The organism is Herbivorax alkaliphila, from assembly GCF_030848475.1.
In the GTDB taxonomy this organism is placed as follows: Bacteria; Bacillota; Clostridia; order Acetivibrionales; family Acetivibrionaceae; genus Herbivorax.
The window spans coordinates 53,741-72,535 of sequence record NZ_JAVDDS010000012.1 but is presented as its reverse complement, the minus strand read 5'-3'; the positions used below and the strand labels follow the sequence as shown (position 1 = coordinate 72,535).

Genomic DNA, 18,795 nt, shown 5'->3' with positions numbered 1-18,795 from the left:
GTATGCCTTTTGTCAATGCTAAATAAATCTTAAAAATGAATTTATTAAAAATAATTTTCATTTATACTTGCAAAACTCCTTCTGTACTCATCAATTTCTTCACTTAACCTGTAATTATTTTTTTCTAAAACTTCTAAATAATCTTCAATTATCTTTGCTGTTTCTGATTTTTCATTTTCAACAACAAATTCCCTGTAGCTCTGAATCAATTCATCATTAATTTTATTTGTAGAATAATTAAAAGCTGGCATCCCGTCAAAACCAAAAATGTATGAATGCCAAAAATACATATGCTCATTACTAATCACATATTCTTTTAAAGAATCTGGATGTGTTTCTATATACTTTTCATAGCTTATTATTCTATCTTTTACTTGCTCCCACGACAAATTTTGCCCAGTCTTCAAGCCTTTAAAACTTTCAGATTCATCTACTTTAAGAGCAATATAGTCTTTTATATCATCAGTTAAATATTCACTGTATTCTTCTAAAACGCTATAGTCTTTAACTACAGTAAATAATCCCTCTAAGTTTATAATCATATAACCGCCATCTATTATTTCTGTCAACAATGAAACCAAGTTAACATCATTTATTTTCTCAACCTTTTCTCTATTAAATTTGTTTCCAAATGCATCAAAAAGCTTTTGTTGTATTTCATTATCAATTAACATTTCTTCATATATTCCAATATATTTATCCTGTATTTCTTCAAAACTTAAAATCATTGTTGTCGCATCTTCTAAAGATGCCTTTTTAATATTTTCCCCAATAAAAAACAAAGCCTCGAAAGGCTTTGTATCTTCATTAATTGCTATGTTATAATTATCTAATTCCGGGCTGTTAATCCGTTCAAGCACCAGAGGAGCTTTTAAAATTCCATCTATTTCACTAAAGGGAATTTCAAATTCTAAAGATCCATCTTCTTGAGTAGTATACTCAAGTGTGTTATAGTAAATAACTAAGTTATCATCTTTTAAGTAAAATTCTTGCCCCTCTTCTATCCCTTTAAATTCATTTATTAATTCTACATCTAACTCTGAAAACTTTTGACTTAGTATTGAGTTTAGTTCACTTTCAAAGTTCCCTTCTAAAATATCTTCTATTCCTAAAACATTACCTGTTCTTAAATCAAATGTTTTGCTGATAATTGTAGAATCCTCTTCTCCAAAAGCCGCCATATACGCATTAACACCAAATCTTATACTTAACATTTCTTTTGATTTGTGCTTTGCATCATATGTTACTACCAAATAATCATCCGCTTCACCTGATATTTCTTCCATGTTTTCAATTGATTCTTTAAACCTTCCCATTCTGTCAATTATTCTGTCATTAACCTTATTCTCAACATCCTTTTCAATTAAACCCTCTACAAGAGGATAAGTCAATGATGATTCAGCTCCTCCAGAAGAAATTACCTCAACTTCTTCCTTTATACTATATTGATCCGTCAACTCTACATCCTTTATTATATCTTCTTTCCCTTCTTCTGGTACCTCTTCCGGTTCTTCTGAATCAGAACACCCTATTAAAACGATGCCTAATACTAATACTAATGTAATAACAAATATCCTTTTCACCAAATTCCCCTCCACTTTATAATAATTTCTTTTTAAAATACGATATTTAATATGATAACATATTCTTATAAAAACTTAAACATTAAATTTATACTATAAAGTACAATAATTTAAAATTGTTAAATAAAAGTTGTACAATATTGATTGTTTTTGTGTTATAATGGTTTAGTATCAGATTTATTGTTGCCTAATAAATGATAACGTGCATTTTTTAAAAAAACAAAAGAATTTTATCAGGAGGTCTAATAATGAGTAACGAAGTGCCATTATTTGGAAACGAAAAACCAAATGGAAGTCCCAATAATAAACAACCAAAAAAAATTGTTTTAACTGTAGTATCTATAGCTATTATTGCTCTTGTTATAGTTTTAGCTTTAAGATTAACTTCAAACGAATCAGCTGATGAGCCTGGAGAAGTAGATACATCATCTAACTTAGTCCAGAAACTGAATCAGTCTTTTGTGGTTGAAGATGATATTCAAAATGCATTTAATGCTGATGCACTAGGGGTATCAGATCAATATATCTTTTATTCTGACGAACATGGTTTGTATAGAATTGATAAAGATGGCTCTAATAGGCTTGAACTAGACACTGGAAAGATATCCAATTTAAATGTTTACCAGGAAGAGTTGTATTATAGCCGAGCTGATATTAAAGATGACAATGAAACTGATCGCAACAAGGGTCATCAGGTAATAAGAACATCTTTTGACGGAAGCGATAAAAAAGAAATTGATAACTATAACTGTCAAAGAATTCGTTCAATGCTTGTAGTAAATGACGTTGTACTTTATGAGCCAGTGGTTTATTTCCCTGGTGAGCCTTCAGGAACTCTTAAATCCGAGTACGTTGCTGCATCTTTAGACGGTAGTGATATAACAGTGTTCCCTAATGATAATTATCATTCTAAGTTCAAAATGAGATATCCTTATACTCAATCTCAGCTTGATTCACTATTAAGTAATGATTATCCTAATACAGTTGTACGATCGGCAAGATATTCTATAAGTGACACAATGTATTTTGGAGCTCAAAGTATTGAAGATCCAAGAACCATTAAAATATTTTCAATAAGCAAAGCTAATGATGTGTTAAATATGATTGGAGAACATGCTCCTGACACTTCAATTGATCCTCCTTCAAGGATGATTTTAAATGGCTTTGCATACGACGGCGAATCTATCTTTTATACTTTAACTGAAAAAAAAAGAATCGGTGATTCCCTAGAATCAAAACTTGATTTATATAAAATAGATGTGGACAATAATAGCACAACTTTTGTTGAAACACTATATAGGTCAGAAGGCTTTTAATTGCTAGAAAATAATAAATGGAAAGTCCTTCTTGTAATTTAACATAAGAAAGAGGATAAAACAATGTTTTATCCTCTTTCTTATTCTTAATCTTCTTCTAAGATTCCACCTTCTATAAGATGAATTTTCTCTTACAAATCTTCAGATAGAGTTGAGTCTCCACCTAAAGTCTCGATGTTTAGCTTTAGCTAAACAATTTCACTTATATCTTTAATTTTTGTTAACTTTATAAAACAGTGCTAATTCTAATAATTAAGCTTATTTTAAGACGCTATCTAAAATTCCTATCTTTATATAAAGCTACATCAATTTACTTTGCATCTTTATACTTTTTAAATTCAGAATAATTCTGATTGGTATGTTTTTTAAAGCACTTTCCGAAATAATTAGGGTCTGGAATCCCCACCTCTTTTGCAGTAATGTACATAAGCGTCCCCTTCTTTGCATATTCAATTGCCTTTTTCATTCTGCACTCACTAATATAATCAATAAGATTAATATTAGTTTCCATCTTAAACAGTCTACTTAAATAACTTGCATTAAATCCAAATGTCTGAGCAATAGATGCAACATTTAAATCTGCCTGTACATAGTTTTTTTCTATGTATGACTTTATTTTGCACACCGTATCATTTTTATGAACCATCTGATAATCATCTTCTGTCAAAAGCTTTTCTTTTGATGCTTCTTTTGAGTTTATATCATCTATTACTTTTAATAAAATTTTTCTTATCTCTTTGCGATTTACAGGTTTTAGCAGGTACTCGCAGACACCAGTTCCAACACACTTTCTTGCATATTCAAAATCATTAAAAGCTGATAAAATAATTATTTTTAAGTTTGGATACCTTTTAATTGCTATTTTTGAAAATTCAATTCCATCCATAAACGGCATTTTTATATCTACAAAAGCTATATCCGGCTTTATTTCGTCTATGGTGTTAATAGCTTCAATGCTGCCTGCCGCCTCTCCTGCCACTTCTAAATCAAGTTTTTCTATCTGTATAATATTTTTTAATAGATTCCGAAGTGACTTTTCATCATCAATAATCATTACTTTATACATATAAATCCCCCTACATTGGAATCTTAATATCTATTTTAAAATAAAACCCTTCTTTAGTTGTAATTTCGTATACATCTGAAGTACTATAATAATATTGTATTCTCTCTATTGTAGATTTAAGCCCAAAACCATTTTTACCTCCTTTGTCCATTATTTGTTTTAGATGCTTCTCACTCATTCCTACACCTGTATCAAAAACAACTATGTGAATTTTTTCTTCTTTTTGATACACAGATATTTTTATAGTTCCCCTCCCTTCTTTTAATCTTACACCATGGTACAAACTATTTTCAACTAAAGGTTGCAAAAATAGTTTAGGAACGACAATATTCAGTAAGTTTTCATCAATTTCATATTTATCCTCAAAAACATCTTCATATCTTAACTTTTGAATTTTTAAATAATTCTTTACCATTTCAATTTCCTCTTTTAAAGAAACTTCTTTATTACCTCCACTTAAAAATTTTCTGTAAAAATTCCCAAGAGCTTCAATAGCGTCATAGGTTTTTTCATCAGAATTTTCAAGGGCAAGATTTGCTATAGTGCCTAATGCATTGTATAGAAAGTGAGGATTTATTCTTTCTTGAAGAACTTCCATTTCAGCTCTTTTAATTTCTCTTTCTCTATATAGCAGTTCATTAATTATTTTATCAACTTCAATTAATTTTGTAGTATCCATTATATGTTTTTCTATCTTATTTTTCATCTCTTTATTAGGTTCACTGTTTTTTTTTGATTTTGGTATATCAATATACTGAATAAGTTTTTCAATGGGTTTTACTATATGCATATATATAAATGTACCCGTTATACATGAAAAAATGATATATATAATTGTACTTGCTAAGATATATATCATCATTTGATCTGAATTTTTTTGCAACATCAAATATGTAGCAAAAACCACAATAGCCTGTACTACTATTAATTGTATGAATATAATTAATAATTTTTCTCTTAATTTTTTACAGTTAAACCACTTTGCTATCTCTTTTATTTTATAACTCATAACTTTTACTTTTAAATAGCCTTCCTCTTATGTAAATTGTATATTTAAATTGTAACAAATATATTATTTCTTCTCAACTTATTGAAAATAGGGATATATATATTATCATTTAGCGAAATGTTTTAGTATTATAACCAAAAAAGCTTCAAGAAGAGACTTACCTCGTCCTGAAGCATTAATATCAATAATTTTCAAATGGAGTAGAGTCCCCATCTGAATCTCTTATATTTATCTAAAACTAAACAAGTTAACTAGCCTTTAATTGCACCTTCCATCAAACTCTTTTGAATCTTTTTGCTCATAAACGCATATAATATCAGCGTTGGAATTGTAGTAATAAGTAGTGCTGCTCCAATAGGTCCCCATTCTGTTGAAAAAGTACCTTCAAGTGACTGAATTCCAACCGTTAATGTTCTATAATCTGAACTTCTAATAAATACAACTGCAAACATTAGCTCATTCCACGCTTGCAAGTAAGTGAAAATAGCCACCGTAGAAATAGCAGGCTTTAAAAGTGGTAATATTATTCTAAAGAATATTCCATATACACTGCATCCGTCTATACACGCAGCCTCATCCAACTCTTTTGGAATTCCCGCCATAAAACCACTAAAAATTAAAATAGCCATTGCCAATGCAAAACCTACATAAGGAACAATAAGTGCTTGATAAGTATTCAGCATTTTTAAATTACTAAGCACAACAAAAATAGGTAAAATTGCTGCATGAATTGGAATGGTCAAACCTAACATGAAAATATTGTTAGCTGATTTTCTTCCCTTCCATATAAGCCTTGTCAATGCATATGTAGCCATTGCTGCAAAAATAACAGTTATCACTATTGTAATTCCCGTTACAATTACACTGTTTATAAAATACCTGCTAACGTTACCAACTGTCAAAGCTCTATGAAAGTTTGACCACATCCATTCTTTTGGAAGTCCTATAACATTTCCTCCAAAAATTTCACTATTGCTTTTTAAAGAAAACGTAAACAGCCAGTATAACGGAAATATATTTATAAGTGCCCATATACTTAGTGCAGTATATGTAAATATTGTTTTTATTTTAAACTTACTAATAACTTTTTTGAATTTCTCCATCTACATCTCCTCCGTTCTAATACTGGCTTTTATAATTATTGCAAATAAGAAACATAAGAAAATAATAGAAATTGCAATCGAACTTCCAAGTCCAAATCGATATCTGTCAAAGGCCTGTTCAACCATCAGAGTAGCTGGCACCTGACTAGCTCTTAAAGGTCCTCCTCCTGTCAATACATATATTAAGTCAAATGCTTTTAAAGATCCTGTTACTGCAAAAATTAAGCTGATTCTAATAATTGGTTTTAACATTGGAATAACAATAAGCCTTGACACCTGTCCATCAGTTGCACCATCTATTTTTGCAGCTTCTTTTAACTCTGGGGCTATTGTCTTTATACCTGCATACATTAAAAGCATGTGGTATCCTACATATTGCCAAAGCAAAGGAATAAAAACTGCAATTAAAACAACTCCCGGATCTCCCAGCCAATTTCTGGCTAAATTATCCAGCCCAACTGATTCTAACATAACATTTAGTATACCGTATGTGGGAAAATACATCTTTTTCCAGAGTTGACCTACAACAACTGTTGATAGTAATACAGGTAGAAAAAACATCCCTAAAAAAAATCTTTCCCCTTTTATTCCCTTTGCCAATAATAGAGCTAATCCAAGGGATATAGGCAATTGAATAAAAACAGATAAAACCGCTAGCAACATTGCATTTCCAACAGCTTTAGGAAACCTTATATTGGCATTTGTAAACAATTCCTTATAGTTTTCTATACCTACAAATGTACTTTCAGCAATATTATAATCTAATACACTATAATACAGTGACATAAAAATTGGTATAATGATTATCATAAGAAACAATGCTGCTGCAGGAAACATAAATAAAAATATGGCTAATTTATTTTTTCTCAAAGAGTCCATATTTTGACCTCCTATTTAACTTACTTCTTTAAAAAAATAATCAAAACCTTTCTTAACAAATACTGAATGTTTATGCATTTGCTCGAAAGGTTTTGATTTCTTATACACCATTTTTCTCAAAGACCTTATTTTCTTTAGATTCTTTTGAAAAAATATAGTTTTCCGATTTACCCCAGCGAAGCTACTACTTTGACTGTAGCAGCCACTGGAATAACTTTAATATAAGACTTTTAAATGTATGATTATGAATTCAGTATTTAATTAAGTTGTTGATCCATTCTTTCTGCAAATTCCTCTGGCGTAATATTACCAAAATACAGAGCCTCTAGTAAGTCCAAATAGTCCCCTGCCTGTTCTGGTTCCATAAGCATATCAAACCACAGCGTAAAGGATGTTGCACCTTCTACATAATCTGCAAGCTTTTTAGTAAGCTCATTTACTTCACTGTCATCATAGTCCACTTCCCATACAGGAAGCCCTGCACCATCAAGGTATGAATATTTTGAAATACTTCTTGCCAATTCTATTGCTGCTTCTGCTGCAAGTTCTGGATGCTCTGTAGACTCACTTACCATAAGTGTGTCAGCTGCAGCACCCATGAAATCAGTTGATGCTGCATTATCTCCTATTACAGGATATGGAGCAACATCAAAGTCTTCAGGATTCTCTGGATCAGTTTGAATAGAACCTGCCATCCAGCTTCCTGTTACAAACATTGCAGCTCTTCCCTCATAAAATTCAGCACTTGCTTCATCATTTGACATTCCAGATGCACCATCTATAAATGCTCCCATATCAACTAGCTGTTGAAATTTCTCCGCTGCCTCAATGAAATCAGGATGATTATAACTAGCATCCCCATGTTCTAACGCTGATAATACTTTTTCATGTCCTGCAGCTTTTAGTGCTAAGTTGTCATGAGTCATTGCAAGCACCCATGTGTCTGCCGCACTTATTCCAATTGGAGTAACACCATTATCTATAAGTGTTTCACATACTTCAATAAGTTCATCAAAAGTAGTTGGTGGCTCAACTCCATTTTCTTCAAATATTACCTTGTTATAAAATAATGCTGAAATAGGAGTAGTATACGTTATACCGTATAATTCCCCATCATATGTTGCATAAGACAATCCAGCATCTGATATCTGAGAGCTATACTCATCAGTAAAATACTCTTCAAGAGACATTACATTTCCTGATGCTACGAATGGTGCAGAAAATCCTCCACCCCAAGTATAGAATATATCAGGAAGGTCATTTCCATGTACCGATGTTACAATACTTGTCTTATATGACTCATTTTCATACGTCTCATGGGTTATTGTAACCCCTGGGTTTGCAGCTTCAAAATCTGCAATTGCCATGTTAAACGCATTGTTAAATGCATCACTTTCAGTTGCAATACTCCATAGCTCTAACTCAATCTCTTCTGCTGGGTCATCTGAACCTGGGTCTTCTGTACCTGGGTCTTCTGTACCTGGATCTTCTGTACCTGGATCTGGGTCAACCTCTGTGTCACCATTACCACATCCACTTACAATAAGTACTATCATCATCATACACGCTAACAAAATTGCTAATTTTTTCTTCATTTTTGCATTCCCCCTGTCTGTGTTTTTTACTACATAATTATAAGCACTTCCATGCAAATATGCAACGGATTATTTTTACCTATAATATGCAATATTTTTACTTTAGTAGATTCAAAGGAATTTAATACTCTAAATATTTAGTAAAAATACCTTTATTATAGGACTACTGATATTATATTCTATACAGATTTTTAAATTCCTTCTACTCTATTAAAAATATTTATTCCAAAATTATAATTTTCTATGTGTTTTACCACCTCCTAGAAAATTTAAAGCTTGAAACAATTCATATTTCAAGCTTTAGGTTGGCGTGCCCAGAAGGAGTCGAACCCTCAACCTCTTGATCCGTAGTCAAGCACTCTATCCAATTGAGCTATGGGCACATATTTTTTATTCTTTTTGTTTTTGTTATCACCTCCCTCAATTAACTATGAGAAGATGTCAATAACAATTACTCAACATATATTATAGTAATATAAAACCTCAAAAAAATCAACTACATTTTTTTCTTCATCTATACATTAAAGTAAAGAACAATATTTTAAAAACTAAAGTTACGCAGTTTAGCTTCTATAAATACTCCTTTGAATTTTCTCCTTGAGAATGCAAAGTTATTTCTAAGTCATTCTTTAGCTTATTTAAGATATCTCAAAAAAAGAGGTTTAATTCATAGGTTTTTTCCTAAGAATACATTATATAAGTTTTATTATTCCTGTAACATACCAAATTTATGTGATATAATGTTTATGCACTACACAAGAATATTTTCCCAAAAATAAAGAAGGGATGAGTTTAAATGTTGTTTGATTCTTATAAGTCAATTTTATATTCGGACACATTAGTTCCGGATATTTTTATTACTGAATATATGCCTTTAATGAATTCAGATTGTATAAAGGTATATTTATATTGTCTGTTTTTAAGTAAACACAATAAAAAAGCTTCTACTGAAGAATTTGCTAAAAATCTTAATATGGATGTATCAGACGTCAAAAAATCCTTAATATCTCTTGATAACATGGGGGTTTTGGTATGGAAAGAAAACGGTCTGCACCTTTATGATTTAAAAGAAAAAGAAATTAAAAAATTGTACCGTTTAAAAACAACGTCCTCTCCCGAAGAGGCTGTTAAAAACACTGAGAGAAATAAAAAGCGTAACGAAATTATCTACACAATAAACAATACATTTTTCCAAGGTGTTATGTCGCCTTCATGGTACACTGATATAGACTCCTGGTTTGACAGATTTAAGTTTGATGAAGATGTTATGCTGGCACTTTTTCAATATTGTTTTGATCATAATGGCCTAGCAAAATCATACATAGAAAAGGTTGCAGAAAATTGGAAAAGCAGAAATATAAAAAATTCTTTTGACTTAGATAATTATTCTATTGAATACAAAAAGTTCAAAGATGTACGAAAGTCAATTGTCAAAAAACTTAAATTAAATCGCAATCTTACAGAATACGAAGAAAAGTATCTAGAAAAATGGGTAATGGATTATAGGTATACTTTTGAAATTATAGAAATTGCACTTAAAAAAACTACTTCAAAAACCAACCCAAACTTTAATTACATAAACAGTATTATTACAGATTGGTATAAAAATGGCCTAAAGACCAAAGAAGAAATACTTGTGTATGATGCTAATCGAAAAAAAGCATCGCCTAAAAATACAAAGCCATCAACTTCTATACCTCAAAAAGAGAATTTTGATCAACGTCAATACGATGAAGGCTATCTTGAAAGCCTTTATGAAAATGCTTAAAATTCTGGAGGTAATATGAACAAAAATATATACAACATAATTAAATCAGAATATGAAAACAGACAAAAAGAAACATATAAGTTAATTTCAAAAAAGAGAGCTTTAGTTTATTCTAAAGTTCCTCTTATTGAAGAAATAGACAGGCAAATACAAATAAATGGTATTAAGTATAATAAAATGATACTTTTAAAATCTGTATCCTCTGATAAAGCTTTAGATCAGTTGTTAAAAAAGATTTCTGATCTTAAAAGAGAAAAAAAACTGCTTCTTGAAAAACATTTCAATGACCCTGATTATTTAGAGCGAAATTTTTACTGTGATAAATGTAAAGACACTGGTTTTACTATTACTTCAAATGGTACTAAAAAATGTTTTTGTTTTAAGCAACAATATATTAACAATCTATTTAGTCAGTCAAACTTAAAACTTTTAGACAGAGAAAATTTTTCTTGCTTTAATCAGGATTATTATCCTGATGTTGTTGATATGTCTAAATTTGGAATCAAAATATCACCTAGGGAAAACATACTGAAAATTAAAACCCGGGCTTTTTCTTTTATTGATAACATAGGCAGTCCAGAGGAAAAAAATCTTTTTTTCAGTGGACCAACTGGGGTTGGGAAAACCTTTATGATAAATTGCATTGCAAAAGAGCTTTTAGAAAGAGGCAGAACTGTTTTATACCAATCTTCTCCTTCTCTTTTCAGCATTATAAACCAGCATAATTTAAAATTTCAAAGAGGAGAGATTTTAGATGATACAGTATACAACAATATTTATAATGTAGAACTTCTTATAATAGATGACCTTGGTACAGAATCTCAGACAGCTGCAAGATATGCAGAACTTTTAAACATCATAAACATACGCCAAGAAAACAATATTATCAGACCCTGTAAAACCATTATTTCTACAAATATTGGAATCAATAAACTTAACGATTATTATGGCGAAAGAGTTGTCTCAAGAATAATCGGCGGCTTTGATTTATTTAAATTCGCAGGTCGGGACATACGCATGTTAAAAAAATTTAATGAAGACAACTCTAAAAGGTAAACTCACTTATAAAATTTACTATTAAAACATATATTCATATATGTTTTGAATGATTTCAGGCTCTACAAACTCACCCATCAAAAGCCCCTGTATAACATATACAAATGCAATCACTAAAAGTCCAGGTACAAACGCCAAAACAGCTTTTAATTTAACAGGCTCTTTTTTTTCTAAATTATCAACTTTTGTTTTTGATGTGTTTCTAATAAATAAATACATTAAAAACCCAAAAATCACTCCAAAAAATATAAAAATTAAAGAATATCCTGCTATTAAACCAATTACCGTAGCTGCAAACATTTCTGAAGGTAGATTTTCAAATTGTGAAAATATATCTCCCTCTACTTCAATATCTCCTAAAAACTCTTCTGCTCTTAGTGCATATAAGCTTAAAGCAACTGCTATGGAGTTGTTTGCAAAGTGAGCAAATATACCTCCATAAAGAGAATTTGTTCTGTAAACTATAAATCCAATTAGTACGCCTAAAAGAAATGTTCCAAAAAGACTTTGAAAATTAAGATGCATTAGTCCAAAAAGTAATGCTGTAATTATAATTGCTTTTTTAACTCCATATTTTTCAAAACCTCTTTGAATAACTCCTCTAAAAAGCACTTCTTCACAAATTCCTGCTACAATTCCTATAACAAAAAAACTTACTAAAACCCCTGGAAAATCAGTTGATATTGGTGGTTGCATAACTTCAGCTCTTCCAAAAAGTGCTTTAACCAAAAAGTGATTTAGCAAATTAATTATAGCAACTAAAGGAATTGAAAATACTGTAAGGAAAAATATTATAACAAGTGTTACAGGCCTTATTTTGTTTAACCTTAAAACTTTTTTTAAATCAAACTTAAATAAAACTAGAAATAAGACAGGTGGAAGAAATATTAATACAAATTGATTAATTATGGCACCTTTATTAAAATCTCTTTCCATAAGCATGCTTCCTATAAAAAAGTATAGCAACACACAAAGGGAATATATTATACCTACCTGCATAAGACTGGGATTTTTAAAACCTTTAATTTCAGAATTGCCTGCAACATCTCTTTTTTCCATATCTATCCCTCACAATTCTTTTTAATTTTTAAAGCCCCTTCTTTTTTAAGGGTGAATGTTATTTAAGCAAATTAAAACATGGCAGAAACTTTAATATATGCACCCCTTTTTTAAAATTAAATTGTTTTTAAGGACTTAAAGATGATAATATTATATCATCTTTAAGTCCTTGAATGTAGGGTATATGTTATTTTAGTTAAGAAAAATATTAAAATTTTTTTAAAATTCACTATATATACTATTAGTTGCTTACTAATTTATAACTTTTTAACCTACATAGTCAGTATTCCATTTGGAGTATCAATTATCATTAAAACTCTCTCTTCTTGGCCTGTCTCAGCATTAATATAGACAAGAAAATCCCTGTCATTTAATTTTCCCTTAAACTCATAGGTAAACAACTCTGTTTTATAATCTGTAGGTATTATTGCAAGCCCTGAACTAACTATATCCATTCTTTCAGTAATCATCTCTCTTGCTTCTTCTAAAGATATTTTAGGTTCTGGTATGTCTCTTTCAGTATGTGCATAAATATATCCTTCACCTTCAAACCCTACAACTTCACCATTATCTAATGCTATTTTAACTTTGATAAGGTCTGGATATATAGTTACACCCTCCTGCTCATAAGCATAATTTATAGTAGCCGTGCTATCTTCTTTTAAATAATAGGTATCTACCATTCCCTCATATCCTCTATCTTGGAGAAACTTCCTACCTAGGGCTTTTGCTTCATCTATATCTATAGTCTCATTGCCTGTTGGTCTATTATGAAGCATCCACAATACATGTCCGCCCTTTTGAGTAACATCTATAGATGCAGTTTGGTCATCTGGAGCATTTTTAAATACAACATTATAGCTATATGTCTTAATTTTTGTATTGTCATTTGCCCCTATTTCATTAACGCTTTCAACTTTATCCTCTCCAAAAAATTTTATAACTCTTTTTTTTGCCTCTTCTTGATCCAATTTATCTCCAGTAAGCCCTTTTGGTTCAATTTCTGTCAGATGGTCAGAAAAAGGCCCGTCATAAATAAGAGCAGGATAATCCATAAATGTCTTGTCTATATTTTCAAATTGTTCATTTGGCAGTTCTCCTGAAGTCTTTTGGAAAAGGGGGGTTCCTTTATCAGCCAACTCTCCCCATTCTATCCTGCCTGCTGAAATTTGATTTTGCAAATCAATTAAGCTTTGATCTAAAGAGACTGCATATCCATGAAGCTCTTCAATTAAATCATACTGCTCATCATCTAAGTTATCCCCCTGCATATTTTTGTGATTTATCGAGTACGCTAAATCTCCAACTTGAGTCAAAAACTTAGATGTATTTGCTAAAATATGCTGGGAAATAGGCAACTGCCCTAAATTTGTCTGAGCCATATTTGCCTGTCTCCAAGCTTCCTGCATGGTTGTTGCAGTTCCACTTGGTGTAGATGTTATAAGAGATTTCATCAATAGTACCTGCACATTGTCTACATACCCAACCATTTCATAAAAGGCTCGATTGTATTGATTATCCAACTCCTGACGTAAATCTGCCGCATGTTTGTACTGATACATCCCCCACCCTGCTACTAATGCTATTACTATAATTGTAATGCTGTACATTTTCCTGTCTGACAATCTGTTTTTAAAATCTTTTAGCTTTTCTCTAATACTCAAATTCACACCTCCTGTTTTTAATTTCCGAAATTATGTTTGCCTATTTTCTTTACAACGCTTCTACTCCAAATCCAATCACTGGTTGCAGTTGCTGGATTCCAATAATATAAGCATCCATTTGTAGGATCCCATCCATTAAGTGCATCCCTTGCTGCCTTTATAACAGTTGAGTCTGGATCTATCGGAACATTTATCTGTCCATCTGCCACTGCTGTAAAAGCAAGTGGTTGATAAATAACCCCTGCTACTGTATTTGGAAAACTTGCGTCCCTTACTCTGTTTAAAATAACTGCTCCAACAGCAACCTGACCTTCATATGGTTCTCCTCTTGCTTCTCCATTAATTGCCCTTGCCATAAGTTGTTCATTTCTGACTGCATCTGCTTGAGCAGATGCCTCTCCCCATTTTGCAATGGTTGTAAGTCCCATTGCAGTCAATGTGTCCCCTTCGGCTATTCCAGTTTCTTCTAGGTTATGTGTTTTTTGAAAGTCCTGTACAGATAACATTGTTTTTTTATCATAAACTCCATTTACCTTTCCTTCAAAATAACCCCAGTTCTTTAATCTCTGTTGAACCTGCTCTACCTTATGACTTTCCATACCAACCTCTAGCCTGTCAGCAATAGGTGTAATGAAACTATCTCTTCCAAAGTACAATGGTATTGCAATGGTAAAAATAATAATAAGAATAATCAGTGCTTTAATTTTTTTCAATTTATCTCTCCTTTCTAAATTATATTTATTTTATTCTAAGATTTCACCTTCTATAAGGTGGAGTTTTTCCAAAGTTATTTTTTGTTTTTTTGCAAAAAATATTCACAGCCAAAATGTAATTTTAATAAAACCTATGGTATAACATTGGTTTTTTCGCCAAATAATAACTATAGTATTTAAATAAAATCTATTTACTAATCGAGGTATTTTATGGATGTTTTGTTTTTATCAATATCAATGGGAGCTGGACATTTAAAAGCTGCCTATGCTTTAAAAGAATATATAGAAAAAAAATATCCCCACTCTAAAAATATGGTTGTGGATACTTTTAAGTATGTAAATCCTTTAGCTCACAAACTTATTGTAGATGGGTATCTAAAGACAATTAAATTAAATCCTAAATTATATGGAAAATTGTATAATTTATCTGAATACAAAAAAGGCTTAAGTAAGGTAAGTCATTTTATAAGTGTTATGCTGTCATATAAAATTGAAAAGCTGGTTAAAGAATTCAAGCCCTCTGTTATTGTTTGTACCCATCCCTTTCCTCTGCAAATGGTTTCTTATTTAAAAAAAGAAAATAAAATTTTTACACCCACAATTGCAGTTTTAACAGATTATGTAAATCACCCTTTATGGTTTCACAAAAATATTGAAGCCTTTATAGTGGGACATGAATATATAAAACAGGATATGATAAGATGTGGCATTCCAAGGGAAACTATATTTTCATACGGTGTACCTGTCTCACAGATTTTTTTAAATAAAAAGAAAAAGACAGTTGCAAAATCAGAATTGTCCTTAGATGACAAGTTTACTCTTCTTATTATGGGTGGAAGTTTAGGTTATGGAGATTTAGAAAGCACCTTTATAAACTTTGCAAAAAGCTTTAGAGAAGTACAATTAATAGTTGTGTGCGGAAAAAATAAAAAACTTAAGAAAAAACTTGAAAATATTTCTTATGCCTTTAATAAAAATATAAAAGTTTATGGATATACAGATAATATTTCCAAACTGATGGATGCATCAGATGTCGTTGTAACCAAACCTGGTGGTATGACTATATCAGAAGCACTTATAAAAGAATTACCTATGTTCATAATTTCTCCCATACCTGGTCAGGAAGAGAGAAATGCAAAATTTCTTGTAACTTCAGGTGCTGCAATAATAATTTCAAAAAATGATGATGTTGAAAATATTTTATGCCAAACATTAGACAATTGGCTAAGATTTGAACACATGAAGAAAATGGCCAAAAACCTCTCTATGCCTCACTCAGGTGAAAGCATACTAAAGTTGATGGAAGACCTTGCTTACAAATTCACTATTAATTAAATATCCTTTTTATACCTATCAACCTGTTTTGAAACCTTTCGCTTTGTGTAGAGGCTGAGACAACAGCTCCTTCAGATTTGTCAGCATATATAAATTGATCTTCTCCAATAAAAATACCTATTTCAAAAACTTTTTCAAATTCCCTGCCATTATTTAAAAAAACTAAATCCCCTTGTTTAATATTCTGAATTTCTATATTCTCACCTTCAACAGCATCATAATCTAAAAGATTTTTTCTTAAAATTTCAATCCCGTTTATTCTGGTACATATGTATACAAGACCTGTGGAATCTATACCCTCCCAGTCACTTATACCTCCTGAAAGATACGAAGTACCAATAAATTTATTTACAGTAGTAACTAAATCTATTTCTGATGTTTTTTTTATTGATTTTTTTACAGGCACCACAATTGTATCTTTTCTTTCAACCCATCCAGTCATATCCCATGGCAAAGCTACTTTGTAATAATTCCCCATTATGGTCAAAACATAAAGTTCAGTACCCATTACCACGTTCTTTATTGTCGCTCCCTCTCCTGGCTTTGTAAACACTCTTTTTGTCTTTCCGGTAACTACAACCCTGTCATCATAGAGCTGATCCATTATGCTTTTGCAGTTTTCATCTATATATTTTGCTCTAATCCACCCAATATGACCGTCAACCACTTCAACTTTTGCCCACCCTTCACTGTCTTCAAGAATTGTAACCTTCTGATTAAACAGCACTTGAGTTAATCTTTCAGATGATAAATCAGGCTCTTTAAAAACATCTGCCACTGTATCAATTACAACTGCTTTGTTCTCATAATAGCTTTCATCTACTCTGTGTGTAGAATCACTATCCTCTGGGCTTTGAATACACGACACCAGCAAAAATTGAATTAAAATTATTGTTATTATTGACATCACATTTTTTTTCATCATAAACCCATCCCAACTGCAAAAACTATTTCCTAAAATTTTATACTTTAATTTCTAATTCTCTTTTTGTTTCTTTCATCTAAAACATTTTCAAGAGCAGTAGCTTCATTTACAGCACTTTCGATTTTTTCCAGCATATCTTCTGATTCAAGCCTTAAACCTATCTGCTGTTTAAACATATATACTGTACTTTTAATATAATCAAGCCGGGTATCTATTCTTTCTAAGTTTATCTTTTCATCTTTTAGTCTTGATACTATCTTTTGATCCATTTCAATTATCTTCTCTACATTTTCATGTACTTTTGAATCATTTATAAAGTTTAACTTCCTGGTGTTTTGAGCAATTCTATCTATCACAGGCTTTATATTTACTGAATTAAGCTCTTTAGTTCTTACACAAAAACTTTTTAAAAGCCTTATATATGACACAACTAAATTTAAAGTCTGCTCGGTTATCTTTTCTTTTAAAAAGTCCGGACTGTCTTTTTGATAGGACTTTACTATTTCATTTTTGTCGCTCATAATAGAACGCAGCTTTTTATAATATGCTGGATTTGTATGTTTTTTTGCATCTTCTGCCAACTTTGTACACATTTTATTTAGTTTTTTTATTCTTTTGTCCTTCATTTTGTGAATAAATTTATCCTGAAAACTTTTGCTGGTAAAGCTTTGAATTACCAACCCTATATATATGGCACCAACACCAGCACTAGCAGGATAAATTAGCCATCTTTCTCCTGTAATAATCATTAACGCCAATGGAATTGCCATAAGAATAAAAAGCATCCCTATATTCCTACTACCAAATAAAGAACTAAATAATAATTTAAGCTTCATAACAACTATACCTACAACCCTTGTTTTTAATTATACTTACTTTTTTAAAATTACCCTTCCGTCTTTTTCTTGTTTTGCTTTTTTTCCTTTACTTCAAATCCTTCATCACTATTTAATATAGCTTCTGCTCTTGCCTTAGCTCTATCACGTGCAGAATTTAAATCAAGTTTCTTTAACTTCATATCCATATTTTCATCGTTGAGACTTTCCACTGCATTTGCCTGTGCAATTTTTTTATTAACTATTTCTCTTGCCCTGTCCATATTATCATTTATATTTCCAACGTTATTATTTTTAGATGCATACTTTGCATTTACATTATTTATATTTTCCTTTAGCTTAGCCATTTTTTCCTGAGTCTTTAAATTCTTCAATTCGTTTAGCTTTGAATTCATTTCAGATTCAAACACCTTGTAATTTTCCCTTATTGTTTTAACTTCTTTAATAGCATTATCATGTGTGGCTCTATGGGTTTCATATACAGTCTGACATTCTTCTTCATGCATAAGAAGTTCTACTAAAAGTTCCTTGTCTCCTTGTCTTTTTGCAGATTCTATTCTGGATTTTATTGCATCTAATTTTTTTTCAGAATTTTTCATTTCAATCTTTATAAGCTCTGCATTTGTTTGAATTTCCATTATCTGCTTTTCAGCTTCTTTACGCGCCTTACTGATTTGGTTTTTTATGTCTTCAAATATAAGGTCTGGATTGTTTTCCTCTAATCCTCCTACAAACTTCCCAAAAAAACCTCTTATCATTATGCCTACTCTGCTAAAAAAACCCATATGTGCTCCTCCTCAGAAAAATTATCACTATACATTAATTTATACTAAATACTGACCTTTGTAAACAGTAAATTTATCTTATTCTAAGACTCCACCTTCTATA

16 protein-coding genes and 1 tRNA gene are annotated in these 18,795 nt (G+C 31.0%); 4 read left to right on the top strand and 13 right to left on the bottom strand.

Going from position 1 to position 18,795, the window contains the following annotated elements; translation table 11 throughout:
- Nucleotides 1-44: 44 nt before the first annotated feature.
- Nucleotides 45-1,583: an RsiV family protein gene (locus RBH29_RS06385; protein ID WP_306695938.1), complete on the bottom strand. Its 1,539-nt coding sequence runs from the start codon at nucleotides 1,581-1,583 to the stop codon at nucleotides 45-47.
- Between the two features lie 248 nt (nucleotides 1,584-1,831).
- Here RBH29_RS06385 and RBH29_RS06380 point away from each other — a divergent pair, with 248 nt between their 5' ends.
- The gene (locus RBH29_RS06380) at nucleotides 1,832-2,899 is read left to right on the top strand and encodes a DUF5050 domain-containing protein (RefSeq protein WP_306695937.1); all 1,068 of its coding nucleotides are present in this window, start codon (nucleotides 1,832-1,834) and stop codon (nucleotides 2,897-2,899) included.
- A gap of 310 nt (nucleotides 2,900-3,209) precedes the next feature.
- On the opposite strand, the gene RBH29_RS06375 is transcribed toward RBH29_RS06380, so the two are convergent.
- The 6 genes from RBH29_RS06375 to RBH29_RS06350 form a co-directional block, all read right to left on the bottom strand.
- The gene (locus RBH29_RS06375; RefSeq protein WP_306695936.1) at nucleotides 3,210-3,965 is read right to left on the bottom strand and encodes a response regulator transcription factor; all 756 of its coding nucleotides are present in this window, start codon (nucleotides 3,963-3,965) and stop codon (nucleotides 3,210-3,212) included.
- 10 nt (nucleotides 3,966-3,975) lie between these two features.
- Entirely contained in the window at nucleotides 3,976-4,974 is a 999-nt protein-coding gene (locus tag RBH29_RS06370; RefSeq protein ID WP_306695935.1) for a sensor histidine kinase, read from the bottom strand.
- A 251-nt stretch (nucleotides 4,975-5,225) separates the two neighbouring features.
- Nucleotides 5,226-6,077, bottom strand: a complete 852-nt coding sequence (locus tag RBH29_RS06365) for a carbohydrate ABC transporter permease (RefSeq protein ID WP_306695934.1) — start codon at nucleotides 6,075-6,077, stop codon at nucleotides 5,226-5,228.
- Nucleotides 6,078-6,956, bottom strand: a complete 879-nt coding sequence (locus tag RBH29_RS06360) for a carbohydrate ABC transporter permease (protein ID WP_306695933.1) — start codon at nucleotides 6,954-6,956, stop codon at nucleotides 6,078-6,080.
- 257 nt (nucleotides 6,957-7,213) lie between these two features.
- Entirely contained in the window at nucleotides 7,214-8,551 is a 1,338-nt protein-coding gene (locus RBH29_RS06355; protein WP_306695932.1) for an ABC transporter substrate-binding protein, read from the bottom strand.
- A 306-nt stretch (nucleotides 8,552-8,857) separates the two neighbouring features.
- Nucleotides 8,858-8,934: transfer RNA gene (locus tag RBH29_RS06350), tRNA-Arg, on the bottom strand.
- A 413-nt stretch (nucleotides 8,935-9,347) separates the two neighbouring features.
- Between RBH29_RS06350 and RBH29_RS06345 the strand changes: the two genes are divergently transcribed.
- Together RBH29_RS06345 and RBH29_RS06340 are read left to right on the top strand one after the other, a co-directional pair.
- Complete coding sequence (locus tag RBH29_RS06345; RefSeq protein ID WP_306695931.1) at nucleotides 9,348-10,319, top strand: DnaD domain-containing protein; 972 nt, start codon at nucleotides 9,348-9,350, stop codon at nucleotides 10,317-10,319.
- Between the two features lie 15 nt (nucleotides 10,320-10,334).
- Entirely contained in the window at nucleotides 10,335-11,375 is a 1,041-nt protein-coding gene (locus RBH29_RS06340; protein ID WP_306695930.1) for an ATP-binding protein, read from the top strand.
- Between the two features lie 21 nt (nucleotides 11,376-11,396).
- Here the strand turns inward: RBH29_RS06340 and RBH29_RS06335 are convergent, their stop codons facing one another.
- The 3 genes from RBH29_RS06335 to sleB form a co-directional block, all read right to left on the bottom strand.
- Nucleotides 11,397-12,434, bottom strand: coding sequence for a CPBP family intramembrane glutamic endopeptidase (locus RBH29_RS06335; protein ID WP_306695929.1), 1,038 nt, complete (start codon nucleotides 12,432-12,434; stop codon nucleotides 11,397-11,399).
- A 272-nt stretch (nucleotides 12,435-12,706) separates the two neighbouring features.
- Nucleotides 12,707-14,098 (bottom strand): germination protein YpeB, encoded by a 1,392-nt coding sequence (gene ypeB, locus RBH29_RS06330; protein ID WP_306695928.1) that lies wholly within the window; start codon nucleotides 14,096-14,098, stop codon nucleotides 12,707-12,709.
- A 17-nt stretch (nucleotides 14,099-14,115) separates the two neighbouring features.
- Nucleotides 14,116-14,811: a spore cortex-lytic enzyme gene (gene sleB / locus RBH29_RS06325; RefSeq protein WP_306695927.1), complete on the bottom strand. Its 696-nt coding sequence runs from the start codon at nucleotides 14,809-14,811 to the stop codon at nucleotides 14,116-14,118.
- A gap of 210 nt (nucleotides 14,812-15,021) precedes the next feature.
- On the opposite strand from sleB, the gene RBH29_RS06320 reads away from it, so the two are divergent.
- The gene (locus RBH29_RS06320; protein ID WP_306695926.1) at nucleotides 15,022-16,146 is read left to right on the top strand and encodes an MGDG synthase family glycosyltransferase; all 1,125 of its coding nucleotides are present in this window, start codon (nucleotides 15,022-15,024) and stop codon (nucleotides 16,144-16,146) included.
- Here the strand turns inward: RBH29_RS06320 and RBH29_RS06315 are convergent.
- From RBH29_RS06315 to RBH29_RS06305, 3 genes are read right to left on the bottom strand one after another with little or no spacing between them, the layout of a single operon-like run.
- Complete coding sequence (locus RBH29_RS06315) at nucleotides 16,139-17,068, bottom strand: C40 family peptidase (protein WP_306695925.1); 930 nt, start codon at nucleotides 17,066-17,068, stop codon at nucleotides 16,139-16,141. The genes RBH29_RS06320 and RBH29_RS06315 overlap by 8 nt on opposite strands.
- Before the next feature lie 47 nt (nucleotides 17,069-17,115).
- Entirely contained in the window at nucleotides 17,116-17,907 is a 792-nt protein-coding gene (locus RBH29_RS06310) for a hypothetical protein (protein ID WP_306695924.1), read from the bottom strand.
- Nucleotides 17,908-17,957: 50 nt separating this feature from the next.
- Entirely contained in the window at nucleotides 17,958-18,692 is a 735-nt protein-coding gene (locus tag RBH29_RS06305; protein WP_306695923.1) for a PspA/IM30 family protein, read from the bottom strand.
- Between the last annotated feature and the right edge of the window lie 103 nt (nucleotides 18,693-18,795).